Raw genomic sequence first — 22,671 nt, 5'->3', positions numbered from 1 at the left:
CTCTTATCCTTTCAAGTTCTCAATGGCTTTTTGGACTTTCTCGCTTGGTTCGGTGAGTTCTCTTGCCTCAAAGATCAGCACATTTTTGACTTTGTAGATTTCGGACAATACCGCTTTTACGTTGACCGTTTGCGCCTCGAAATCTTCCAGCGCGGCGGGAATCATTTCGGAAGATTTGTAAACATAAATGGCAAAAGCGCTTCCGTCGGCTTCAAACATAAAAGGTTCTTTTCCGTAAAGCGTAAAATAGGTAGCGTCCGGCACCGGTGCGAGGGGAATTCCGGCTTTTTGAAATGCAGCCTTTATTTCATACATCGCAAGCCCTTGACTTTCTTTTCCTTTAGACCAATCTTGATACAGTGCGGTAACAATGATTGCAAAAACAAGCACATACATTATTGCTTTCTTCATCTGTTGTTCTTCCTCCGGCTCGCGTAAAGTCGTATTGAATACATTTCCAGCATAACATGTGGACACGGAATATAAAAATAAAGCCCAATAAATCGTTTCGATTTATCGGGCGAGTTTGGAACACGATCGTCGTTCCGTATAATTGCACTAATCCTTACCCTTTCACGACACTTTATGCTCGATTCTGAGCTTGTCCGCAACCATGGCGATAAATTCGCTGTTCGTCGGCTTCGCTTTGGAAATATTGATCGTATATCCGAATAAATGGGAGATGCTGTCGATGTTACCGCGCGTCCAAGCGACTTCAATCGCGTGGCGAATCGCGCGCTCCACGCGGCTCGGCGTTGTTTTATATTTTTCGGCGATGGCCGGATAAAGCGTCTTCGTAATGGCGCCAAGAATCTCGATATTGTTGTAGACCATCGTAATCGCTTCACGCAAATATTGATAGCCTTTAATGTGCGCAGGCACGCCGATTTCATGGATGATCGTTGTAATGTTGGCGTCCAGATTTTTGCCTTTAGGCAACTGGACGACGTTCGCTTTCAACATATTCGACGAAGAAACCATCGGCATCGATTGGTTCGTACCAAAGAGCTGACGAATCCGATTGGTTAATACTTCCATATCAAACGGTTTTAATATATAATACGATGCGCCCAACTGAACGGCTCTTTGCGTAATGTTTTCTTGACCGAATGCCGTGAGCATAATGATTTTCGGCTGCGGATTCAAATCCATCTCGCGCAATTTTTCAAGGACGCCCAATCCGTCCAAATGCGGCATAATGATATCTAAGATGAGAATATCAGGCACTTTCTGGCTCTGCTCTATTAAGCGGAGAACGTCGTTCCCGTTATAAGCAATCCCAGTTACTCTCATATCGTCCTGATCGTCGATGAATTCGGATAGTAAATTTGTAAATTCACGGTTGTCATCTGCTAATAGAACTTCAATGGTTTGCAACGTTAAGCTCCTCCTTCGATTACAAGCAAAAATCATTAGCATTATTTACCTATAATACAATTTCGACATGGAATATAATTTTCCTTCTGTCGAATATTATTTTTCTGGATTTTTTTTTGTTTTTATTTTATAATGAATATTTCTATCCAATATAATACATTATTCGACAAAACCAGTTCCATTCCACCAAAAAAATAAAGAACTGAAGGTTAACTCGCCTTCAGTTCCATCGCTTCATTCTTACCTGACGTGCGCAGCATAATTCCGGCATCCTGCAGCATCCATTCGATAAAACATCCGTAACCGCTGGTCGGATCATTCACGAATACATGGGTGACGGCGCCGATCACTTTATCGTTTTGCACGATCGGACTACCGCTCATCCCCTGAACTATGCCCCCGGTTTTTTCCAATAGCCGCGGATCGGTTATTTTAATGACCATCCCTTTGGTAGCGGGATAATCTTGTTTCGCCACATGAACCACTTCAATATCGAATTTCTCAACCTTCTGACCATTGACGACCGTATAAATTTGCGCAGGTCCCTCTTTCACTTCTTCCGCAAAAGCGACCGGCAATGCTTTATTGATCAGCGCATGATCCGGCGCATTGAACATTTTACCGAAAATGCCGAACTGCGTATTTTTCTCGATATTTCCGATCGCTTTGCTTTCTTTTGAAAATTGGGCTCTCTTCTCTCCCGGCTCACCGTTCTGGCTCTTGGAGATGGACGTGACGTTAGAATGGACGATTTCACCGTCTCCGACTACAATGGGGGTCTGAGTATCCATATCGGTAATTACATGTCCCAGCGCACCGTAAACGCCTTGATCCGGAGCATAAAATGTCAACGTACCGACACCCGCCGCGGAATCGCGAATGTATAATCCGAGCCGGTAAGCTTTATCCGTAACATCGTACGCCGGCGTAATGGAAATCTCAATTGTTTCTTTATTGCGGATTACGGTCAAAACAATCGGTTTTTTACTTTCTCCCGCCGCCTTAACCAAATCCGCCACTTTGCTGACATCGTTCACCGGCTTGCCATTCATTTTCATAATCAAGTCGCCAAGCTGTACTTTCGCTTCTTCGCCAGGTGATATTTTCTTGTCATCCGACACGGCAACCAAATGATGGCCGACGACCATAATTCCTGCAGCTTTGAGTTTGACGCCGATGGTTTGGCCGCCCGGGATGATTTTCAGATCCGGCACGACGTTGACTTTTACGGTTTTCAGCGGAATTTTACCAAAAAGCTTCAGTTTCATTTCCGCTTGGCCTGCCTGATACGATTCGAGTGAAAGGGGATGATTCAAGTCGACTTGAAATGAGTGCTCAGCCAATCCATTGACTTTCAATACTTCCGGGTGGTTTACGATGACCTGCGCACTGACCGGCATTGCTAACTGCAATCGGGTCTGCTGTCCGGTGAATAACCGGAGTTCCTCGGGGAATGAGGCAAAGCTTCGGAAAGGGGTAGTAAAACATCCCAAACAAACGAAGAGGACGAGCATTAATCCAATCAATCTTTTTCTCTGGTTGGAACTCAATTCGCTCACGCTCCCTTGCTTCCTTGGCTTGGCGGCAGCCGGTTTAACTGTAAAAATTACGTTGGGCAGCGGCCCGGTTTCCGGTATAATAAGCTTTCGGGCCTTGCGCTGTAAAGCTTAACCGCCGTTTGTGTACCTTTAAGTTAACCCCTGACCTTTTGTTTTATAACTCCAAAATGCTCCCACCCACGTTGCAACTGAACATCCAAGTTACGGTGATGACCAGTTGTCAACAAACGTTGCAACTGAACATCCAAGTTATGGTGATGTTCAGTTGTCAACAATATCTCCGAGGTACCACTGTCGTCAAACGTCCTTTATCCAACACCTCATGCTTTGGTTGATTCGCCTAAAAACCCGAGCCTGCCTCGATGTTCATTTCTTTCCGTACAGTCTATAGTTTTGGCAATGCAGCACCGATCGATGCCTTCTTATCATTCGCCAATGTGATCATTTCTTGGGCGTGCTGCAGCGTCTTATCGGTTACTTCCACTCCGCCAAGCATCCGCGCCAGCTCGTGGATCCGCTCACCGTCGCTTAAGTCGTCAATATTCGTATAAGTGCGTTCGCCATCCGTCATTTTATGAATTCGGTAATGAACATCCGCCATACAAGCCACCTGTGGTAAATGGGTAATCGAGAATACTTGGCAGCCGCGGGACAGCTTTGACATTTTCTCAGCGATGGCTTGCGCCGCGCGTCCGCTGACTCCGGTGTCGACCTCGTCAAACACAAGAACCGGAATTCGGTCGACTCTTGCGAAGATTGACTTGAGCGCGAGCATCACCCTCGAAATTTCGCCACCCGAGGCGATTCTGCTTAACGAACGCATCGGCTCACCGGGATTAGCCGAAATGAGAAACTCCACTTGATCGGCGCCGTCACGGCTCATCTTATGAACATCAAGCGCATCCATCTGCACTTTAAATTGCGTTCTTTCCATATGAAGCTCCCGCAGCTCGGTTACAATTTCGGAAGCCAGCCGTTCGGCTACAAGCCGGCGCTGATCCGTAAGCTTCTTGGCCCGTTGATGAAGCTCGCGGATCGCGGCTTCCTCTTGCTGCTGCAGCTGCTGCAGCTTTTCGTCCTTGTTCTCGATCAGGTCAAGTTCTTGCTCGATTTTCTCGACATGAGCCAAAATATCGGCGACGTTCTCGCCATATTTCCGGCGAAGCGACGAAATCAGGTCGAGCCGCTGCTCGATAAAGTCCAGCCGGGCAGGATTGAATTCGATCTCATCCCGATAATCACGCATTTGATAAGCGGCGTCCTCCAGCTGGTAAAATGCGTTCTGCACCTGCTCGGCGAGCGGCTGTAGCTTGGCCGGATCGATCGCGGCGATATCCTGCAGCTTTTGCGCGGCACGCCCGATCGCATCAAGTCCCTTGCTCCCGCCATACAGCAGGTCATACGCATCCGCTGCGTTCTGGAACAGCTTTTCGGCGCTGGAAAGTTTGCGTCTTTCCTCCGTGAGCTGCTCGTCCTCTCCAGGCTTTAGCTTGGCGGAACGAATTTCCTCCACCTGAAAACGATACAAATCCATCATTTGCAGCGCTTGCTTGCTTGTTTCCTGAAGCTCGCGCACCTGCTTCCTTATCGACTGGTACTCATCGTAAGCCGCTTGATACGCTTTCTTGACCGGTCCGATTTGTGCATCGCCGAACAAATCAAGCCAGCGGACATGCTCTTCCACTTTAAACAGCGATTGATGCTCGTGTTGGCCGTGAATATTCACCAGGCATTCTCCGACTTCCTTGAGCATGGCTAAATTGATCATTTGTCCGTTAATCCGGCTGGCACTTTTTCCTTGCGCCGTAATTTCCCTGCGAATTATAAGATGCTCTTCTGCGTCGCCTTCTATTCCCAGTCGCGACAAAATCGTCCAAACGGGGTGATCCGAACCTACTTGAAACGATGCTTCGATGGTCGCTTTGTCGCTGCCGTAGCGCACCAAATCGGAAGAGCTACGGCCTCCGGCGATCAAGCCGAGCGCATCGATGATGATCGACTTGCCGGCGCCCGTTTCACCGGTTAGTACGTGAAAACCGTTTTTGCAATGCAATTCCACCTGCTCAATAACCGCTAAATGACGGATAGACAACTCTTGAAGCATACCGACACCTCTTTAATATTTTAACTGAGCATCCCCAGAATTTGATTTACGATATGCCCGCTGTGCTCTTTGTTACGGCAAATAATCAGAATCGTATCATCGCCGCATATCGTCCCCATAATTTCGTTCCATTCCAGGCTGTCGATGAGCGCGCCGATGGCGTTTGCCGTTCCCGGAAGGCTCTTCAGCACAACCAAGTTTTCCGTATAATCGATATGGACAAAATGATCGTTCAGCGCACGCTTGAGCCGGTGCATTGGATTATACCGCTGATCCGCCGGCATCGAGTACTTGTATCTGCCGTCATCCAGCGGCACCTTGATCAGATGCATTTCTTTAATATCCCTCGAAATCGTTGCCTGCGTTACATGAAATCCGGCTGCCCGCAGCTGTTCTACAAGCTCGTCCTGCGTTTCGATTTCGCCGTTTGTGATGATTTCCCTTATTTTAATATGTCGTTGGGCCTTCATGGCATCCTCCCTGGTAAGTCAATCCTGCTTATTTATTCATTCGCCCTTGTCCAAAACAAACACAAAACGATCAATTTGATGCTCAAGCACGTCCACGTAAAGAACGCCGGACGTTTGCGGGTAAACGAGCTGGTAGACGAGCAATCGGTCGCGTATAGCGCTTCCCGCCATGTCCAGAGGCTTATGCTCGCTCGCAAGCTTGACGGTATAATATAGGCCATCCTTCTCTACCATATAATCGATATACAAGCGGCTGTGCAGTTCCTCATCATCGTTCACAGAAATAGTGATCGGTATTCGTTTCTTACCGGATACGAGCCTATACCCTTCTTCCTCCAGCAGAACCGTCGCATCGTCTTCCGGAACGTCCTCTTCCTCGATTAAATCCAGTGGAGCCGGTTGCCCGACCGTGCGACGCAATTGTGCCCGAATGTAAAAGTAAAGCCAAGCGCCGATCAGGACCACGATCAAAAAAATAACGAATCCGTCCCCGCTTTGCATGGAATCACCTCAACCTACCTATTCGAGCAAAACCGCCCAAAATCCTCTAAAAAAGGCAAAAAAACTCATCCTAGACAGATGAGTTGTTCATGTTTTGCGATGCTTCAACGACTTCAACAATCGCACGGTCGATGGCGGCATCGTCCCATCCCGGCTCGCCAGCAAGTTCCAGGCAGGTTAAAAATTCAATATTCCCTTCCCCGCCTTTAATGGGGGAATAAGTCAATCCTTTAACCGCAAAGCCGGTGTCAACCGCGAACGCCAAGATCGCTTGCAGCACTTCCTTATGCGTAGCGGAGTCCCGAACAACGCCTGATTTGCCCACTTTTTCCCGACCTGCTTCAAACTGAGGCTTAATCAAAGCAACGACTTTGCCTTTTGGAGCCAATAGCTCCTTAAGTGGCGGCAAAATCAATTTTAGCGATATAAAGGATACGTCAATGGAAGCAAAGGAAGGCTGCGGTCCTTTCAAATCGCCCGGCTGCATATACCGGAAGTTCGTACGTTCCATTACGCTTACGCGCGGATCTTTGCGCAGCGACCAGTCAAGCTGATTGTAGCCGACATCGACGGCGTACACATGAATGGCACCGCGCTGCAGCGCGCAGTCCGTAAATCCGCCGGTCGACGCTCCGATATCTAGCATGATGGCACCGTCCAGATCGATTTGAAACAAGTCCAGCGCTTTCTCAAGCTTCAATCCGCCGCGGCTCACGTAAGGATGAATCGCGCCTTTTACTTGAATTCGGGCATTTCGCGAGATCTTCGTCCCCGCCTTGTCGGCGGGCTCGTCGTCGACGAGCACAAGCCCCGCCATCAGCGCGGCTTTCGCTTTCTCTCGCGTTTCGAAATGTCCCAGCTCAACGAGTAAAATATCCAGTCTTTCTTTTTCCGTCTTCTCTCCAGCCATAACAATGAATAGCTCCTAAGTTTCTTTAAGCCCTTTGTCTTTTGCGCGGGACTAACGCTTGCAGTTCGGACACAAGCCGTTCCACCGTAAATCCGACTTCATGACGCTGCTCGGGTACGGACCCGTGCTCCACGAAATAATCCGGAACGCCGATAATTTTGACCCGCATCCCGTGTAAATTTTGACTCGAATAGTATTCCAAAACTCCGCTGCCGAAGCCGCCCATCTGTACGCCTTCTTCGAGCGTAATCAGCGGCAAGTCTTCTTTCGCCAGCTGCAGCAGCATCGCCTCATCCATCGGTTTAATGAAGCGGGCATTGATGACGCGCACCCCGACGCCTTCCTTGCTCAGCAGTTCCGCTGCCTCCAGCGCTACTGGAATCATCGGCCCGACCGCAAGGATAGCCGCATCTTCTCCCGGTCGAAGCACTTCCCACGTTCCGATCGGAATCGTCTTCAGCGGTTCGTCCATCGGCACGCCTAAGCCGTTAATCCGCGGATAACGGACGGCAATCGGCCCGTCGTTATATTCGACCGCGGTCTTCAGCATATGTCTCAGTTCATTCTCGTCCTTGGGCATCATCAGCGTCATGTTCGGAATGCTGCGGAGATATGCGATATCGTAAATCCCTTGATGCGTTTCTCCGTCCGGTCCGACGAAGCCGGCACGGTCGATCGCAAACGCAACGTTCAAATTGGCGCGGCATATATCGTGAACGACCTGGTCATATGCGCGCTGCAGGAATGTCGAGTAGACGGCAAAGACCGGCTTAAGCCCTTCCGACGCAAGTCCGGCCGAGAACGTGGCTGCATGCTGCTCCGCAATCCCCACATCGAACATCCGGTCCGGAAACGTGTTCGCAAATTTGATCAGCCCCGATCCGGACGGCATGGCCGGCGTAATCGCAACGATTCGTTCGTCCTGCTTGGCAAGCTCAATGAGCGTATTGCCGAACACTTCCGTATACATCGGAGGCCCAACGGCTTTGATCATTTTTCCCGACTCGATCTTATATGGACTGGCGCCATGCCAGTTTTGCGAATCGGCTTCGGCAGGGGAATACCCTTTGCCTTTCCGCGTGATGACATGCACAAGCACAGGTCCGATTACTTTGTCGGCCTGTTTCAACGTTTCAAGCAGTAACGGCAAGTTGTGACCGTCGACCGGTCCGAGATACGTAAAGCCGAGCTCCTCGAACCATACGCCGGGGACAATCAAATATTTGAACGAGTCTTTCAGCCGCTCGGCGGTTTTGGCAAGCGTGCCGCCGATCGCCGGAATTTTTTTAAGCAAATATTCGACTTCTTCCTTCGCCTTGACGTAATGCCGGTCTGAACGGATACGGCCCAAATAGTTATGCAGCGCGCCGACGTTCGGAGCGATCGACATCTCGTTGTCGTTCAGAATGACCATCAGATTACGCTTCTCGTGACCGATATGGTTGAGCGCTTCAAGCGCCATTCCTCCGGTTAACGCCCCGTCGCCGATCACGGCAACGACCCGGTTGTTCGCTTTCTTCAGATCTCTGGCCACCGCCATCCCCATCGCCGCCGACAAAGACGTACTGCTGTGTCCCGCTTCCCATACGTCATGCTCGCTTTCGGAACGCTTCACAAAACCGCATAATCCTTTATACATGCGCAGCGTATCGAACCGGTCTTTCCGTCCTGTCAAAATTTTATGAACGTACGATTGGTGCCCCACATCGAATATAAACTTATCGTCAGGACTATCGAACAAATAATGAAGTGCAATCGTTAACTCGACAACACCAAGGTTTGGTGCGAGGTGTCCACCTGTGACCGAAAGCTTTTCGACAAGAAACTCGCGTATTTCCGCCGCCACTTGCTCCAGCTGTTCCGTTGTCAAATGCTTCAAATCTTCAGGCTGATGAATATGATCGAGCAGCACGTTTGTCCCCCCGCTTTCCATGGTTGATTTTTTCGCTTGCTTGAAAAAAATGTATGCCGAGACGATGCTCTCATATGTAGTACAGCTTGTTTTGAAAAGCCTTCCAATCATATGGGCGTGAAATGGTCCGGCATGGCCGAACCGTAATTTATTTGTATTCCGTTACCATTCCATCGCAATCGAAGTGCACTATAAATGAACCGTCGTATTCGGGCATCATTCCTGCATGACACTTGAAGTCATTATAGCATACGACCAAAAAACGCTCAAATGAAACACGATTTGCAAATATTAGACAAGTTTAGCCTTTCCCAGCGGAAGCGATTAATAATCGCGCTTCACCAAATAGTCCGCGAGCTGCAAGAGCCTCTCCGGATTCGCAAAACCTGCGCCGGTGATGGACAGCTTGGCTTCGGCCGTCAACTCTTCAACTTTCGCCCGCGATGCCTCGATTCCGATGAAGTACGGATACGTTACTTTTTGCTGTTTAATATCGCTTTGCACCGGTTTGCCCAGCTTCCGCTCATCGCCGATCAGATCGAGAATATCGTCCTGAATTTGATAAGCGAGCCCGATGCATGTCCCGAACCGCTCCAGTGCAGCGAGCTGTTCCGCATTCGCCCCTGCGATGCGCCCTCCCGCTTTCAAGGAAAATACGATCAAATCGCTCGTCTTGTGAAGGTGAATGTACTCCAGCTCCGACAGCTTCGTCAAGCCTTGTTCTCCTTCCATGTCGGCGGCTTGTCCGCCCACCATCCCGGGAGCGCCCGCAAGTCGTGCGAGCTCTTCCACGATGTCGGCCACGACGCCGGCCGGCACGTCATGCGCGCGCGAAGCCTGCACTATGGTAAAAAACGCGTGGGTCAGTAGCGCATCGCCGGCGAGAATCGCCATGGCTTCCCCATACATCTTATGATTGGTCGGCTTGCCTCTGCGGAAATCGTCATTGTCCATAGCCGGCAAATCGTCATGGATGAGAGAATACGTATGAATCATCTCGATTGCCAATGCGACCGGCATCGCCGATTCCGGATTTCCTCCGAGCGACTCGGCTGCCGCGAGCACGAATATAGGGCGCAGCCGCTTGCCGCCGGCCATCAGCGAGTACATCATGGCTTCCCTTAAAGTCTGCGGGATGTTCCAAGCGGAAGGCACGGATTCCAGCAATGCGCTTTCCACCTTAAGCGTATATTGCTCTAGATACTGTGTAATGCTGCCGTCTGTAACGCTCATCGGTTGTCCCCTTTTTCTTCACCCGGCTGAAACGGTTTCTTCACCATTCCGCCGTCCTGTTCCAGCAAAATTTCAATTTTTCGCTCAACCTGTTCCAGCTTCTGGCCGCAAAGCTGGGAAAGCTTCATTCCTTCCTGAAACAGCTCGATCGCCTTTTCCAGAGGAACGTCCCCGCTTTCGAGCTGCGCTACGATCCGCTCCAGCTGATCCATCGCTTGCTCAAAGCTAGGCGTCGCTTCCTGATTTGTCATTATGCTTCTCCTCCATTGACCAAACATGACAATCAATACGTCCGTCCATCATACGCAGTTTCACAATATCCCCGATCTGAACCTGCTTTAACGATTTGATCAGATGCTTTTCCTTTTCATCGTACACGAGACCATACCCGCGCTGCATGATCTTTAACGGACTCAGGGCATCCAATTGGCGGATGGCCGAGACAAGCTCCTGCTTTTTCCGCTTCACAATCGTCGAGCTGGACAGCTCAAGCCCACGGCTTGCGGCTTCCAGACGCTTCCTCGAATAAACGATTTGCTCCTTCGGATTGAAACTGGCAATCCGCCGCTCCGACCGCATTAACCGCTCCTGAGACTTCGTCATACGGCTGCGCATTTTATATATAAGCTGCTCGCGGACGCGATCGAGACGTTCCGTTTGCTGCAGCAAAAGCTGCCTTCGCGGATTGGTCAAATATGGCGAGCGCTGCAGCCTTTTAAGCCTCTCTTTGCCGGCGGCAAGCTGTTTGGACAAGCCGGCGTACAGCTGCTGCTGCAGGAAGCTGAGCGTCTGCTTCAACTCGAGGTGATGCGGTACCGCCAGCTCTGCGGCCGCCGTAGGCGTCGCAGCGCGCAAATCGGCCACGAAATCGGCAATCGTAAAATCCGTTTCGTGGCCGACCGCGGAAATGACCGGAATCGCCGAGCGAAAAATGGCGCGGGCGACCGCTTCCTCGTTAAACGCCCACAGTTCCTCGAGCGAGCCGCCGCCGCGGCCGACGATTAGGACGTCGACTTCGCCGCGCGCGTTCATTTCTTCAATCGCTTTGACGACGGAGGGCGCCGCCTGGGCCCCTTGAACGAGAACGGGGTACAGCAGCACCGGTACCGCCGGATGACGTCGCTGCAGCGTAATGATAATATCGCGCACGGCAGCGCCTGTCGGCGAAGTGATTACGCCGATCGCCCGCGGGAATCGCGGAATCGGCTTTTTGCGGGCGGCTGCGAACAGCCCCTCGCCTTCAAGCTTTTTCTTTAACTGCTCGAACGCCAAATACAGGCTCCCGATGCCATCGGGCTGCATTTGGGTGACGTAGAACTGATACTGCCCGTCCCGTTCGTACACCGAAATATTGCCGCATGCAAGTACTTTGGAACCTTCTCGCGGGATAAAACCGATACGCTGATTGTAGGACGCGAACATAATGCTTTTCAATCGGGAGTCCGCATCTTTCAGCGTAAAATACATATGTCCGCTGGAATGGTGCGTGAAATTGGATATTTCGCCGCGAACCCATACATCCTGCAGCCGGTCATTGCCTTCGAGCAGCATCTTGATATACCGATTCAGCTCTTTAATCGAGTAGATTTGCTGCTTTGCTTTCATAGGCTATACAGTGACGCGCACGCCGGCCGCACGCTCTGCAGCCTCAAGCGTGTTGCGCAGCAGCATCGTAATGGTCATCGGACCTACGCATCCAGGCACCGGCGTAATATAGCTTGCCGTATCCAGCACATCGTCAAAATCGACGTCGCCGGCCAGTTTTCCGGTATCCAGTCGATTGATGCCGACATCGATAACGATGGCCCCCGGCTTCACGTGATGGCTCTTGATCATCTTCGCTTTGCCGACTGCAGCAACCAATATGTCCGCCTGACGCGTAATCTCTTCCATATTTTTCGTGCGGGAATGGCAGACGGTCACCGTTGCATGCTCGCGGAGCAGCAGCATCGCCATCGGCTTGCCGACGATATTGCTGCGTCCGATCACAACCGCATGTTTGCCGGCAATGTCGGCCCCGATTTTTTTCAAAATTTCAATGACGCCAGCCGGTGTGCAAGGCAGCGGACCTTCCTTGCCGATCATCAAATTGCCCACATTGACCGGGTGAAAGCAGTCCACATCCTTGCCCGGTGCGATCGCCTCCACGACCCGCTCTTCGGAAATGTGCTTCGGCAGCGGCGATTGCACCAATATCCCGTGAACTTTCGCGCTCTGGTTCAGCTTCTCGATCAGCTCGATCAGCTCTTGCTCCGGCGTGTTTTCCGGCAGCTTATGTACTTCGGAATACATGCCCGCTTCCTCGCAGGCTTTAGCCTTGTTGCGCACGTATACGTGCGAAGCGGGATCGTCGCCTACGATGACGACGGCGAGTCCCGGCTGAACGCCTTTGGACTGAAGCGTCGCGACTTGCTCTTTGATTTGGGCTCTGTATTCACTTACAATTTCTTTTCCGTTGATGACTTGTGCCGACATAAGGCTCGCCTCCCCAAATTTGCGTTTTAAGCTTCCGGCGACTTTTGCCGGATCGCATCCAAATCCTTGATCATTTTCCCCAAAACCCCGTTCACGAACTTGCCCGAATCGTCGGTACCGAAATGCTTGGCCATCTCGATCGCTTCGTTCACGACGACTTTCGGCGGCACATCGTCGCGAAACACCATCTCGTACGTGGCAAGCCGTAAAATTTCCCTGTCGACTCTCGACAGCCTGTCCATTTGCCAGCCCTTCAAATAATCGAGCAGCAGCCCGTCGATGGGTTGTTTGTGCGATAAGGTGCCTTCCACAAGCTCCGTAATATGCTCCGGTGAGATCTGGTCGCGTTCCCGGGTTAGCTGTGCTTCGTCATCCGTACGTGCTTCCTCCACGACAATCGATACCGCTTCCGCTGGAGTGACACCGTTCATTTCAATCTGGTAAAGGCTCTGTAGCGCAAGCTCCCTTGCTAATCTGCGTCTCATTGTGAATACGTCCTCCTGCTCTCCTTGCGCCATGAAAAAAATCCTTGGGATTCTCCAAGGATTTACCGGAACAATCTCCATTTGTCCATGAGCTGGCGCCAAATGTCTTCAACGGGAAACGCCGGCTCGCCCCGGTCCAATCTTTTCCCTATATAATATCCAGTATATACGATTAGGGCAAATATTAACATATGCCAGAAACCGAAGAATAAATAAATGATGCCCAGCACCGCGCCGATCCCCAGCCCCGCTGTCTTTCGCGGGTGCCCTTCCCACAGCTGCTCCAACATCCGCTTCCACATCCGGGGAGCTCACCTCTATTCCACGCGACTTTTGAATGTCGGAGTCGATTGTTGAACATTCGCGATAAACACGGAGACGAATGCAACCGGGATGCCCGTAATTTCTTCGACATGCCGCTTCACATTGGACTGCATCTCTTCGGTCAATGCAGGAATCGAGCTTTCGCCGTCGACAATCGCGCGAATAACGATCTCCAGACCCGCCTGATTTACTTTCACCCTTGCGCGCAAATCTTTGACGCCGCGCGAACGGTTCGCCGCTTTCAGCGACAAATTTTCCACCGTATCCATCGAGATCCGGATATCGCCGATTTCGGTGCGCTGATCGATCGACGGAGCAGCCGCTTTCCCGCGGCGGACGGAAACGTATAAAAACCGGATGCTGATGAGCGCAACAATGATCGTCACGGTAATAAAGGGAATGGCCGCATCCTTGTCATAATAAACATCATGAGCAAAATTGTTCGTCGCATCGAGCGGAATGAAACCGAATGCAGCAAACAGGAGAATGACGGATGCAATCAATATGACGATACTAAAGAGGCACAGCAGAAGCTTGTCCAAAACTTTTACCACGAATGCATTCTCCTTCCATATATGGAGGAAACCCCCTGACGGTATGCAGGGGGTTCAACCGAGCGCTTTAAGGTTTGTTTATTTAACGCGTTGCTGTGAGGCGGGTTCCACCTCTTCGATTTTTTCCGGCCCTTTGAAAATGACGTCATGGATATGAACGTTGACCTGTACAACGTTCAAGCCGGTCATCGATTCAATCGCATTTTTGACATTTTGCTGAACGCCGCTTGCGACTTCCGGAATGCGCGAGCCGAACTCGATCACAATGGATACGTCAATCGCCGCTTCGCGCTGACCGACCTCGACCTTCACGCCTTTGGACATGTTCTTGCGTCCGAGCAGTTCCGCTATGCCGCCCGCGAATCCGCCGCTCATCCCCGCAACCCCTGGTACTTCCACCGCAGCCATTCCGGCGATGATTTCGATTACCTCAGGGGCAATCTGAATCGCGCCCATCTCGGTCTTTTCATAATCCGCAGCTATGATACTCATCGTTTAAGGTCCTCCTCCAAGTTATTGTTTTACCCTCGGAACAATAACTGCATCACGCGTTCGACGCTATCGATTCAAAAACTTGTCTTACAGTATACTATACCATTCTCATATAAATATGACAATGAAGTGAACGGTGTTACGAATTCGGGTCGTTCACGTCGTGTTCTTCCAAAAATTTGATATCGAAATCCCCGGCCAAAAACTTTTTATGCTCCAGCAACTGGAGATGGAACGGGATTGTCGAATGGATGCCTTCGATGGCGAATTCGCTAAGCGCTCGTTTCATCCGCTGCACCGCTTCATCGCGGTCTTTGCCCCATACGATCAGCTTGGCGATCATGGAGTCGTAATGCGGAGAAATCGTATAACCAGGATATGCCGCACTGTCCACGCGCACCCCAAAGCCGCCCGGCGGCAAATAAAACTGGATTTGGCCGGCCGACGGCATGAAATTGCGGTTCGGATCTTCGGCGTTAATCCGGCACTCGATGGCATGGCCGTTGATCTGCACCTCTTCTTGCGTAAATGAAAGCGGCTCTCCTTCGGCGATATGGATCATTTCCTTAATGATATCGATCCCGGTAACGTACTCGGTCACGGGATGCTCCACCTGAATCCGCGTATTCATTTCCATGAAGTAAAACTGTCCGTCCGGACCGAGCAAAAACTCGAGCGTACCCGCTCCGGCATATTGCACGGCTGCGGCTGCACGAACGGCAGCTTCGCCCATCTGCTGGCGAATCTCCGGCGTCAACACCGGGCAAGGCGCCTCTTCAACCAGCTTCTGGCGACGGCGCTGCACCGAGCAGTCGCGTTCGCCGAGATGCACGACATTGCCGTGCTTGTCCGCCAAAATTTGGATTTCGACGTGTTTCATTCCCGTCAAATATTTCTCAAGATAAACGCCCGCATTGCCGAACGCCTTCTGGGCTTCCTGCTGGGCCGTCGTGATCTGCTGAATGAGCATCTCTTCGTTGTCCGCAAGACGAATCCCTTTGCCGCCGCCGCCTGCCGTCGCTTTAATAATGATCGGATACCCGATCTCGCGGCCGAGACGGATGGCCTCGTCCATATTTTCCACAAGCCCGTCGGAGCCCGGAATGACCGGCACGCCGGCGTCCTTCATTGTCTGCTTCGCGACCGATTTATCGCCCATCTTGCTAATCGCTTCAGGGGACGGGCCGATGAAAGCGATGTTGCAGCTTTCGCATATTTCCGCGAAGTCGGCGTTTTCGGCAAGAAAACCGTATCCGGGATGGATCGCATCCGTCTCGGTCAATGTGGCCACGCTCATGAGATTCATATAATTCAAATAGCTGTCCTTGGAAAGTGTCGGTCCGATGCAATAAGCTTCATCGGCAAGCCGCACATGCAAAGCGTCGCGATCCGCTTCGGAATATACCGCAACCGTCGAAATCCCAAGCTCGCGGCACGCTCTGATGACGCGAACGGCGATCTCTCCGCGGTTGGCGATCAATATTTTTTGAAACTTCAAGTGTGTTCTCCTCCTAAGGGCTTTCCATTAGGAAAGCCGACATCGAAAGCATCCGCTGGGCTTTCCGTTAGGAAAGCCGACATCGAAAGCGTCTGTCGTTTTCAAACGCTGGCCGGGCATCGGAATCGCCGCGCCCGTCAAGTTCGGATTACTCCGGCTTCACCGTAAATAAAGGTTGTCCGAATTCAACCAGCTGTCCGTTTTCCACGAGAACCTCGACGATCTCGCCCTTTACTTCCGCTTCGATTTCGTTCATCAGCTTCATCGCTTCGATAATGCAGACGACCGTTTTCTCCTTCACGTCGCTGCCTTTGGAAACGAACGCCGCTGCGCCCGGCGACGGCGCTTCATAGAACGTGCCTACCATCGGGGAGACGATTGTATGTAAATTGGACGCCGGTTCAGGCTTAACCGTCTCAGCTGCAGGTGCTTGTACGGCTTGTACAGCCGGAACTTGATGCGTAACCACTTGCGGAACAGCCGCAGAAACGGCACCGGAAGCAACGATAACTTGCTCGGTTTTATTCGGTTTACGGATTAAAAGGCGGGAGCCTTCGCTCTCGATTTCGAGTTCTTGTAAAGAGGTTTGATCTACGAGCTTAATCAGCTCTTTAATTTCGCTTAGTTTAAACACTTGGGTTCACTCCTTTAGGCATCATGCAGACAATAAACGGCGCTTTGCGCCGGAAACAAAACAAACGACGTTGTTATTATAACATAATCTTCATTTAAGGAAAGTGTTTCTTCAAATGAACCGATGTCGTACATTTTGTCATCATTTGTCCGTTCCGGCGGCCGCTTATGGTTATTGTCGAAACATTGCGATGGATGAGGAACCCGGAAAACAAGCCGGAGCCCGAGCTAAGCCCGGGCCCCGTTTCGCACCCTCTCTAACTTAAGGAATGTACTGGATCGAGAGGTGATCCGCAGCGATGCCCAGTTCTTTCATTGCTTTGTCCGCGATGCTCAGCGCCTGGCTTCTTTCCAGCTTCGTCGCCTGCACGGTTACCTTCCATTTGGTTGCTTCCTGTGTAATGACGGCCTGCTTAAAGTCTTTCATCAGCACTTCTTCGAGGTTCGTTACTTTCGCTTCCGTATCTTCGATCTTCCGCATATCTTCCTGCGCTTTAGCGGCCGCCTCCGCCGTTTGCTTCGGATCGGCGATAATATTCACCAGGTTTTCCACTTGCTTCGCCAGTTCTTCGTCCCGTTTCATTTGCAAGTTTACGAAGTAGTCGGCACCGGATTTAGCTTGCGTCTGCATTTGCTGAAGCACTTTCGAATCTTCTTTGCTGATTTGGCCGCTGGAAGCTTTGGAAGCGGGTTCGCCCGCCGCCGCGCCAGATTTGGCGTCCGGTTTCGCCGAAGATGGCGTATTGGTTTTTATGCTGCTCTCTTTCGGTTCGGATGTTTTGGCGCCGTCTACGGGAGCGGTTTGTTTGCTTGCATCCGTCGTAGCCGAACCGGACTTTGCGTCCGTTGCCGAAGGAGTCGTTTCGGTTTTTACGTCGGTCGCTGCCGGTTGCTTCCCGTCAAGCTGCCCGCCGGTGATGCTCATTTCTTTCGTAATCGAGCCGGACTGGCCGACCTCGATCGTACTTGCATCCTCCGTAAACAAGTAGTACGCCGATAATACGACCATCAAGCTAAGCATAGACACGAGCCAAACCGTTTGTCTTTTCGAGTTCATTGTTATTCCTCCTCAAAGTTTTCGTAGAAAACTTGCTTCGTAAGCATTTCCTTAAAGTTGTTCAGTGATTAATCCCAGGTATGAAGCTTGCTCATTGCTTTCGCGGTAAAATGGAGATGCGGTGCGCCGGAACGTCAAGTCCCCGTTCCACCGCTTCGGCGATCATCTTTTTCACCGTCAAATTCTCGGCTCCTTTGGCAACAACGACGACGCCCCTAATTTTCGGCTTAATATATTTGGTGATCAGCGGCTGCTTGCCGCCCGATACTTCGTAGATCACCACTTCTCCGCTCCGAGTCACATCGGTGATATGCCGCGTCGCTCCCTGCTGATCTTTTTCATTCGTCACCTGTTGGGTTTCCTTCGTATTTTGCTGAACAAGCACTTCTTCTGTCGATTCAATGCTCACCAGCACTTCCACTTCGCCTACTCCTACAATTTTCGTCAATATCTCTTTCAGCTGCGATTGATAACTTTCCTCATATTCCCGGAACGAGCTGCGTTCCTTGCTCCCGGAGCCGAAAGCCGGTTTCGTCTGATCAGGAGGGGAAGCCCGGCTTGCTTCGCCGACCGGGTCTACGTCTTTCACCGTAATGAAAGAGTTGAGAATCATGAAGGCTACGCCGACAAGTCCCGCAATCAGCAGCCACCGGAAGGTTTGCATCCGCTTTGTCCCACCCGGACCGCCGCTGAGCCAATTGCTGAATCCGTTCCACTTCTCGCCCATCCGGCGGTCACCTCCCTTGTTCTATCGTAAGCGCGATCTGGGCTGGCGACAGCTGCCAGTCCTGCTCCAGCATGAGCTGGATTTGCGTTTTCTTTTGGGCCAGCTCCGGAGGCAACAGCTCCGCGTTTCCACCCTGCAGGCGGGCAACCGGGACGGCCTTCGAAGCGTCAGATCCGACTCGTATGTCCGGTGCCGCAACCGGTTCGACCGGCTTGACAGGCTCCATGGCGGCCACAGGCTTCGTTCTCTTCTGATCCGCAGCCGATACCGGCGTTACGGGCGATTCCGGATAGAGTGCGATCGATACGTGCTTGATCACCCACTGGCCCTTGTCGTCCGCAGCCGTTTCCACCTGAACCCGCTGCACTTTCACCCCGGCCGTTTGTTCGATCTTCCGCTTCATCAAATCGGCCGCTTGCGTTTCCGCAAGGCGTCTGGCTTCCTGCTGCTGCCGGTTTCGCAGCAGTTCCGCGCGTTGTTGTATTGCCGGAAGCGACTCCAAGGATGAAGCATCCCCGGCGCCGGTACCAAGCAGCAGGCTGCCTTCCTTGAACAGCGAGCCGCTCAGCGCCTCTTCAATTTGCGTATGCTTCTCAAGGAGCGACAGCAGCGGCTGCAGCAGCGTTAGAAGCAGGAACAAGCTCATGACCGTTTTCACATAACGCTGCATCGTATGATTCGGGAGCAGCAAATCGACGAAGGTCGCCAGCAGAATGACCAGGATAACCGTCTTCAGCCATCCGCTTAACCATTCCAAGTCCGAGTGCCTCCTTCCATGCCGCTAGCGCATCATAACGGAAACGTTGCCTGCGGCGATCATCACGGTGATGGCAAGAAAAAACATAAATCCGATGACGGCGAGTGATGCGAATACGTAGAGTAAACTTTTCCCGATCGTTTCCAGGCAGCCGATCATCGGGTTATCTCCCAAAGGCTGCATGATCGCGGCGGAGATATTATATATGAAGGCTAGCGCCATTATTTTCATGGCGGGAAACGCACAGATGATCAGAAGCACGACAACGCCGGCAAGCCCGATCGTATTTTTGACCAAAAGCGAAGCGCCGATGACCGTTTCCGAGGCGTCGGAGAACAGCCGGCCGACGATCGGCACGAAGTTGCCTGCAACGTACTTGGCCGTTCGGATCGCGACCCCGTCCGCAACGGCGCCGGATGTGCCCTGCACCGAGATGACCCCTAAAAAGACGGTGACGAATATCCCCAGACAGCCCAGGCTGATCATGCGGAGCAGATCCGCCAGCTGCGTCACTTTGTATTTATCCGAAATGCGGCTGACGATATGCAGTATCGCCGAGAAAAACAGCAGCGGAAAAACGATGAAGTAGATCGCCGTTCCGACGGCATGGATCATAAAGATGATCAGCGGGTGCAGCACGGATACCGAAACGACATTGCCCATCGAAGCCAGCAGCATCAGCAGCAGCGGTACGACCGCGATCATGAAGTGAATCATGTCGTTGATCGCCGATTTGGCGTATCCGATCGCGACGCTGAACGAATTGACTGCCATTATCATCAGCACCATAAATGAAATGGCAAAGGCGATCTTGCTCACGGCATTTTTCTCAAACGAGCTTTGCAGCGTTTCCAGCAGCATACTGAAAATGGTGATGATGACGATCGACACAAGCAGTTTGCCGTTATAGAGCAGCTCGTGAAAGAAATACCGGAACAGTCCGCTGACGATCGAGCGAAGTCCGATTTCCTTATCGCCCATGATCAAATCGATAAACCGGGGCGCCGGACCTTCCGGAAAATAACCGCCGTACTGTTTCATAAGCTTGTTCCAAAACTGCTCAATCTGATCCGTCGGCAGATGTTCCACCTGCCCTTGGATCAACTGATCGATCGGCGCCGCCGCGTAAACGGCGGCACTGCATCCAGACGTGCTCCAACAGCCGGTTCCCGCTCCTGCGTTGAGCAAAAGCGCCGTTAGCAAAGCAATCCATAGCAGTAATCCGCAAGTTCCGCCCTTCCGCCATTCGGCCAGCTTCATGACATTCACCTTCTTTGCCGCATCTGGGCTTCATTCGTTATCGCTTCGGCTGCCTCTGTGGTGTAAGGCTCAAGCCGGGAGCAGCTTGACCACCGTTTCAATGATGACGGACACAATCGGAATCGCCATGACCATGATGAGAATTTTGCCGGCCAGCTCGATTTTGGAGGCAACGGATTCTTGCCCCGCGTCGCGAATAATTTGCGCTCCGAATTCGGCGATATAGGCGATGCCGATAATTTTCAATATCGTTTTGAGAAAGATCATATTGATATCCGCTTTGTTTGCAAGCTCTTCAAGCACGCCGATGATGGTCGAGATTTTGCCGATCAGAAACAGAAAGATGGCGATGCCGGTAAACGCGGTCAGCAGAAAGGCGAACATCGGCTTTTGTTCTTTGATGATCAGCACGAGAACGGTTGTGATCAATCCAAGGCCGACGATTTGTATAATCTCCATGGTCAGCACCCACTCCTATTGAAACAAGAAGATGGTCTTTATTTCTTTGAACAAGTTATCCAGCATGCTGACGACCATGAACAGCACGACCACAAATCCGATCACCGTCACCCAATGCGCCATGTCTTCTTTGCCCATCTGTTTGAGCACGGTATGAATCATCGCGATAATGATACCGATGCCGGCAATCTGGAATATCGCGTTTACATCCACATTCATTGGCGGCACCTCACCCCAAACCCTTTTCCAGCTTTGCCTGCGCGACTCTTCCTTGAGCAGGCTAGTACATTAATATGACGACGAGTGCGCCCATCAGCACACCGAGACTTTTCCACATCCGTTCGTAGCGCTGCTGCTCCTCTCTGGCATTGTCCGACTCGGTCTGCAGCTGGCTGGCGGCAAGCCGGAGATGCTTTACTTGATCTTCTTTATCCGTCAGACCAAGTGTGGAGCCGATTTGCAGAAACACTTCGCGCTCCTGCATTTTCATTGCAGTGTTCCGCCACTCTTCGGATACCGATTCTCGCCAAATCATCTGTACGGAACGTCCTTCGGCTCGTCTCAGTTCCTCTGCCGCTCGGAGAAACAATCGGCCCGCCGGCGTGGAACAGCTCCGGCCCGTAGACGCCAGCGCTTCCGGCAGTGGAGTAAACCCATACACAATCTCGGTTTCAAGACGCTGCAGCGAGCGGATCAACTCGGCAATCTGCTTCGGTCTGCGGGCGAGCAGCGAAGCCTGGTAAAAGCCGAATAACGTGCCTGAAAGCAATATGAGCATTGCACCGAGCAGCTTCAGCATCCGGGACTTCCCCGCCCTTGCTTGTACTTATGCACCGTGCCGTTCATAAGGTCAGCCCCCCTTTCAGCGCCAGACGCTCGTCAAGCCGTCTGCCCTGCTTGTCGTATACCGCAAAGCCGGGTCCTCCGTTCGGCGTTTCTCGCCTGCGTTCCAGCACGACGAAACGTTCGAACACTCCCTCGCTCAGCAGCCCGCGCAAGATCGGCCTTCGCTGCACGTCGGCCGCATTCCGGCCGTGCGCTGTGGCGATGACACTAATGCCGGCGTGAAGCGCTTCGTGAATCGCTTCTGCATCCTCGACGCGCCCGATTTCATCGGCAATAAGCACCTCCGGCGACATAGACCGGATCATCATCATCATGCCTTCCGCCTTCGGACAGCCATCCAGCACGTCCGTTCTCGGACCGACATCGAACCGGGGAACGCCCTTCACGCTGGCGGCAATTTCGGAGCGTTCATCGACAATCCCTACCTTGAAGCTTCGGCCCGAACCGGTGTGGCCGGTCGCCTGCTGGCTTCTTTCGCTGCTGAGCAGCCGGGCCAAATCGCGGATCAGCGTCGTCTTGCCGAGCTGCGGCGGCGAAATGACGAGCGTGCGGTATACTTGCTCGCCTGAAGGATCTATCAAGTAGGGCAGCACGCCGGCGCCCGCTTGTTTCCATTCGCGGGCAATCCGGAAGTTAAACCCGCTAATGTCTTTCACATATTTGACCTTTCCTTGCTCGACGACGGTTCTGCCGGCCAATCCTACGCGATGGCCGCCGGCAACGGTTATAAATCCGCGTCTCAATTCTTCCTCGAACGAATACATGGAATGCTGGGTAAGCTGCTCGAGTAAATTGGCGCAATCTTGCCTGGTCGGCCGGTAAGCTTGTTCCAATTCGCGGCACAAGGTTCCGCTCGCGGAAACAAATCCGCTTCCCGATCCCCAGATCACTTCGAGCGGCCGATGTTCCCGAATGCGAATCTCTTGCAGCTGTTCCTGAATCCGCTTTGGTAGAGTTGATAGGATGTTTCGCATGGTGCCGGAAAAATAGGGCAATATCGATGAGATCAACGGCTATTCCTCCCCAAGCTGTCCATCT

The 22,671-nt window shown here is 52.0% G+C and carries 26 protein-coding genes; all 26 read right to left on the bottom strand.

What is annotated here, in order from left to right; translation table 11 throughout:
* Positions 1-3: 3 nt before the first annotated feature.
* The 26 genes from ACFQI7_RS11365 to spoIIIAA all read right to left on the bottom strand — a co-directional run bounded on the left by ACFQI7_RS11365 (position 4) and on the right by spoIIIAA (position 22,643).
* Positions 4-411, bottom strand: coding sequence for a hypothetical protein (locus ACFQI7_RS11365; RefSeq protein ID WP_218099152.1), 408 nt, complete (start codon positions 409-411; stop codon positions 4-6).
* Between the two features lie 162 nt (positions 412-573).
* On the bottom strand, positions 574-1,377 hold the full coding sequence (spo0A, locus tag ACFQI7_RS11360) for a sporulation transcription factor Spo0A (RefSeq protein WP_218099153.1): 804 nt from the start codon (positions 1,375-1,377) through the stop codon (positions 574-576).
* A gap of 209 nt (positions 1,378-1,586) precedes the next feature.
* On the bottom strand, positions 1,587-2,927 hold the full coding sequence (gene spoIVB, locus ACFQI7_RS11355) for a SpoIVB peptidase (protein ID WP_268966826.1): 1,341 nt from the start codon (positions 2,925-2,927) through the stop codon (positions 1,587-1,589).
* A gap of 394 nt (positions 2,928-3,321) precedes the next feature.
* Complete coding sequence (gene recN, locus ACFQI7_RS11350; RefSeq protein WP_218099155.1) at positions 3,322-5,040, bottom strand: DNA repair protein RecN; 1,719 nt, start codon at positions 5,038-5,040, stop codon at positions 3,322-3,324.
* Between the two features lie 20 nt (positions 5,041-5,060).
* Positions 5,061-5,510 (bottom strand): transcriptional regulator AhrC/ArgR, encoded by a 450-nt coding sequence (gene ahrC, locus ACFQI7_RS11345; protein WP_218099156.1) that lies wholly within the window; start codon positions 5,508-5,510, stop codon positions 5,061-5,063.
* 36 nt (positions 5,511-5,546) lie between these two features.
* Entirely contained in the window at positions 5,547-6,011 is a 465-nt protein-coding gene (locus tag ACFQI7_RS11340; protein ID WP_218099157.1) for a hypothetical protein, read from the bottom strand.
* Between the two features lie 70 nt (positions 6,012-6,081).
* Positions 6,082-6,921 carry a TlyA family RNA methyltransferase gene (locus tag ACFQI7_RS11335; RefSeq protein ID WP_218099158.1) on the bottom strand — a complete coding sequence of 280 codons (840 nt, stop codon included), beginning with the start codon at positions 6,919-6,921 and terminating at the stop codon, positions 6,082-6,084.
* A 25-nt stretch (positions 6,922-6,946) separates the two neighbouring features.
* A complete protein-coding gene (gene dxs, locus ACFQI7_RS11330) occupies positions 6,947-8,854 on the bottom strand; it encodes a 1-deoxy-D-xylulose-5-phosphate synthase (RefSeq protein WP_218099159.1) in 1,908 nt (635 codons plus the stop codon).
* A 303-nt stretch (positions 8,855-9,157) separates the two neighbouring features.
* Positions 9,158-10,066, bottom strand: coding sequence for a polyprenyl synthetase family protein (locus ACFQI7_RS11325; protein ID WP_218099160.1), 909 nt, complete (start codon positions 10,064-10,066; stop codon positions 9,158-9,160).
* The gene (xseB, locus tag ACFQI7_RS11320; protein ID WP_218099161.1) at positions 10,063-10,317 is read right to left on the bottom strand and encodes an exodeoxyribonuclease VII small subunit; all 255 of its coding nucleotides are present in this window, start codon (positions 10,315-10,317) and stop codon (positions 10,063-10,065) included. Before xseB ends, ACFQI7_RS11325 begins: the two co-directional genes overlap by 4 nt.
* Complete coding sequence (gene xseA, locus ACFQI7_RS11315) at positions 10,292-11,671, bottom strand: exodeoxyribonuclease VII large subunit (protein WP_218099162.1); 1,380 nt, start codon at positions 11,669-11,671, stop codon at positions 10,292-10,294. The genes xseB and xseA overlap by 26 nt, the downstream gene beginning before the upstream one ends.
* Before the next feature lie 3 nt (positions 11,672-11,674).
* Positions 11,675-12,541, bottom strand: a complete 867-nt coding sequence (gene folD / locus ACFQI7_RS11310; RefSeq protein WP_218099163.1) for a bifunctional methylenetetrahydrofolate dehydrogenase/methenyltetrahydrofolate cyclohydrolase FolD — start codon at positions 12,539-12,541, stop codon at positions 11,675-11,677.
* Between the two features lie 26 nt (positions 12,542-12,567).
* Positions 12,568-13,026, bottom strand: a complete 459-nt coding sequence (gene nusB, locus ACFQI7_RS11305; RefSeq protein WP_218099164.1) for a transcription antitermination factor NusB — start codon at positions 13,024-13,026, stop codon at positions 12,568-12,570.
* Positions 13,027-13,088: 62 nt separating this feature from the next.
* On the bottom strand, positions 13,089-13,328 hold the full coding sequence (locus tag ACFQI7_RS11300) for a DUF2273 domain-containing protein (RefSeq protein WP_218099165.1): 240 nt from the start codon (positions 13,326-13,328) through the stop codon (positions 13,089-13,091).
* A 15-nt stretch (positions 13,329-13,343) separates the two neighbouring features.
* The gene (gene amaP, locus ACFQI7_RS11295) at positions 13,344-13,904 is read right to left on the bottom strand and encodes an alkaline shock response membrane anchor protein AmaP (protein ID WP_218099166.1); all 561 of its coding nucleotides are present in this window, start codon (positions 13,902-13,904) and stop codon (positions 13,344-13,346) included.
* 78 nt (positions 13,905-13,982) lie between these two features.
* Entirely contained in the window at positions 13,983-14,396 is a 414-nt protein-coding gene (locus ACFQI7_RS11290; RefSeq protein ID WP_218099167.1) for an Asp23/Gls24 family envelope stress response protein, read from the bottom strand.
* A gap of 139 nt (positions 14,397-14,535) precedes the next feature.
* Positions 14,536-15,894 (bottom strand): acetyl-CoA carboxylase biotin carboxylase subunit, encoded by a 1,359-nt coding sequence (accC, locus tag ACFQI7_RS11285; protein ID WP_218099168.1) that lies wholly within the window; start codon positions 15,892-15,894, stop codon positions 14,536-14,538.
* Positions 15,895-16,042: 148 nt separating this feature from the next.
* Entirely contained in the window at positions 16,043-16,528 is a 486-nt protein-coding gene (gene accB, locus ACFQI7_RS11280; RefSeq protein ID WP_218099169.1) for an acetyl-CoA carboxylase biotin carboxyl carrier protein, read from the bottom strand.
* 261 nt (positions 16,529-16,789) lie between these two features.
* Entirely contained in the window at positions 16,790-17,584 is a 795-nt protein-coding gene (locus tag ACFQI7_RS11275; protein WP_218099170.1) for a SpoIIIAH-like family protein, read from the bottom strand.
* A 91-nt stretch (positions 17,585-17,675) separates the two neighbouring features.
* Positions 17,676-18,311 (bottom strand): stage III sporulation protein AG, encoded by a 636-nt coding sequence (gene spoIIIAG, locus ACFQI7_RS11270; RefSeq protein WP_218099171.1) that lies wholly within the window; start codon positions 18,309-18,311, stop codon positions 17,676-17,678.
* Between the two features lie 7 nt (positions 18,312-18,318).
* Positions 18,319-19,068, bottom strand: coding sequence for a stage III sporulation protein AF (gene spoIIIAF / locus ACFQI7_RS11265; RefSeq protein ID WP_218099172.1), 750 nt, complete (start codon positions 19,066-19,068; stop codon positions 18,319-18,321).
* A 24-nt stretch (positions 19,069-19,092) separates the two neighbouring features.
* Entirely contained in the window at positions 19,093-20,328 is a 1,236-nt protein-coding gene (gene spoIIIAE / locus ACFQI7_RS11260) for a stage III sporulation protein AE (RefSeq protein ID WP_218099173.1), read from the bottom strand.
* 69 nt (positions 20,329-20,397) lie between these two features.
* Positions 20,398-20,787: a stage III sporulation protein AD gene (gene spoIIIAD / locus ACFQI7_RS11255; RefSeq protein WP_218099174.1), complete on the bottom strand. Its 390-nt coding sequence runs from the start codon at positions 20,785-20,787 to the stop codon at positions 20,398-20,400.
* Between the two features lie 15 nt (positions 20,788-20,802).
* A complete protein-coding gene (gene spoIIIAC, locus ACFQI7_RS11250) occupies positions 20,803-21,006 on the bottom strand; it encodes a stage III sporulation protein AC (protein ID WP_041047208.1) in 204 nt (67 codons plus the stop codon).
* A gap of 61 nt (positions 21,007-21,067) precedes the next feature.
* Positions 21,068-21,586, bottom strand: coding sequence for a stage III sporulation protein SpoIIIAB (gene spoIIIAB, locus ACFQI7_RS11245; RefSeq protein ID WP_218099175.1), 519 nt, complete (start codon positions 21,584-21,586; stop codon positions 21,068-21,070).
* Between the two features lie 43 nt (positions 21,587-21,629).
* Positions 21,630-22,643, bottom strand: coding sequence for a stage III sporulation protein AA (gene spoIIIAA, locus ACFQI7_RS11240; protein ID WP_218099176.1), 1,014 nt, complete (start codon positions 22,641-22,643; stop codon positions 21,630-21,632).
* Positions 22,644-22,671 lie beyond the last annotated feature (28 nt).

The sequence above is a fragment of the Paenibacillus allorhizosphaerae genome (assembly GCF_042659105.1).
Taxonomy (GTDB): domain Bacteria; phylum Bacillota; class Bacilli; order Paenibacillales; family NBRC-103111; genus Paenibacillus_G; species Paenibacillus_G allorhizosphaerae.
This window is presented reverse-complemented; position numbering and strand designations above follow the sequence as displayed.

What these genes read in the sequence shown, in the direction of transcription:
- nusB (WP_218099164.1), bottom strand. Translation starts at nt 13,026, where the DNA reads ATGAGACGCAGATTAGCAAGGGAGCTTGCGCTACAGAGCCTTTACCAG.
- ACFQI7_RS11365 (WP_218099152.1), bottom strand. Translation starts at nt 411, where the DNA reads ATGAAGAAAGCAATAATGTATGTGCTTGTTTTTGCAATCATTGTTACC.
- spoIIIAE (WP_218099173.1), bottom strand. Translation starts at nt 20,328, where the DNA reads ATGAAGCTGGCCGAATGGCGGAAGGGCGGAACTTGCGGATTACTGCTA.
- ACFQI7_RS11275 (WP_218099170.1), bottom strand. Translation starts at nt 17,584, where the DNA reads ATGAACTCGAAAAGACAAACGGTTTGGCTCGTGTCTATGCTTAGCTTG.
- ACFQI7_RS11340 (WP_218099157.1), bottom strand. Translation starts at nt 6,011, where the DNA reads ATGCAAAGCGGGGACGGATTCGTTATTTTTTTGATCGTGGTCCTGATC.
- xseB (WP_218099161.1), bottom strand. Translation starts at nt 10,317, where the DNA reads ATGACAAATCAGGAAGCGACGCCTAGCTTTGAGCAAGCGATGGATCAG.
- ACFQI7_RS11300 (WP_218099165.1), bottom strand. Translation starts at nt 13,328, where the DNA reads ATGTGGAAGCGGATGTTGGAGCAGCTGTGGGAAGGGCACCCGCGAAAG.
- ACFQI7_RS11290 (WP_218099167.1), bottom strand. Translation starts at nt 14,396, where the DNA reads ATGAGTATCATAGCTGCGGATTATGAAAAGACCGAGATGGGCGCGATT.
- spoIIIAD (WP_218099174.1), bottom strand. Translation starts at nt 20,787, where the DNA reads ATGGAGATTATACAAATCGTCGGCCTTGGATTGATCACAACCGTTCTC.
- xseA (WP_218099162.1), bottom strand. Translation starts at nt 11,671, where the DNA reads ATGAAAGCAAAGCAGCAAATCTACTCGATTAAAGAGCTGAATCGGTAT.
- ahrC (WP_218099156.1), bottom strand. Translation starts at nt 5,510, where the DNA reads ATGAAGGCCCAACGACATATTAAAATAAGGGAAATCATCACAAACGGC.
- spoIIIAB (WP_218099175.1), bottom strand. Translation starts at nt 21,586, where the DNA reads ATGCTGAAGCTGCTCGGTGCAATGCTCATATTGCTTTCAGGCACGTTA.
- dxs (WP_218099159.1), bottom strand. Translation starts at nt 8,854, where the DNA reads ATGGAAAGCGGGGGGACAAACGTGCTGCTCGATCATATTCATCAGCCT.
- spoIIIAC (WP_041047208.1), bottom strand. Translation starts at nt 21,006, where the DNA reads ATGAATGTGGATGTAAACGCGATATTCCAGATTGCCGGCATCGGTATC.
- spoIIIAG (WP_218099171.1), bottom strand. Translation starts at nt 18,311, where the DNA reads ATGGGCGAGAAGTGGAACGGATTCAGCAATTGGCTCAGCGGCGGTCCG.
- recN (WP_218099155.1), bottom strand. Translation starts at nt 5,040, where the DNA reads ATGCTTCAAGAGTTGTCTATCCGTCATTTAGCGGTTATTGAGCAGGTG.
- ACFQI7_RS11325 (WP_218099160.1), bottom strand. Translation starts at nt 10,066, where the DNA reads ATGAGCGTTACAGACGGCAGCATTACACAGTATCTAGAGCAATATACG.
- folD (WP_218099163.1), bottom strand. Translation starts at nt 12,541, where the DNA reads ATGTCGGCACAAGTCATCAACGGAAAAGAAATTGTAAGTGAATACAGA.
- ACFQI7_RS11335 (WP_218099158.1), bottom strand. Translation starts at nt 6,921, where the DNA reads ATGGCTGGAGAGAAGACGGAAAAAGAAAGACTGGATATTTTACTCGTT.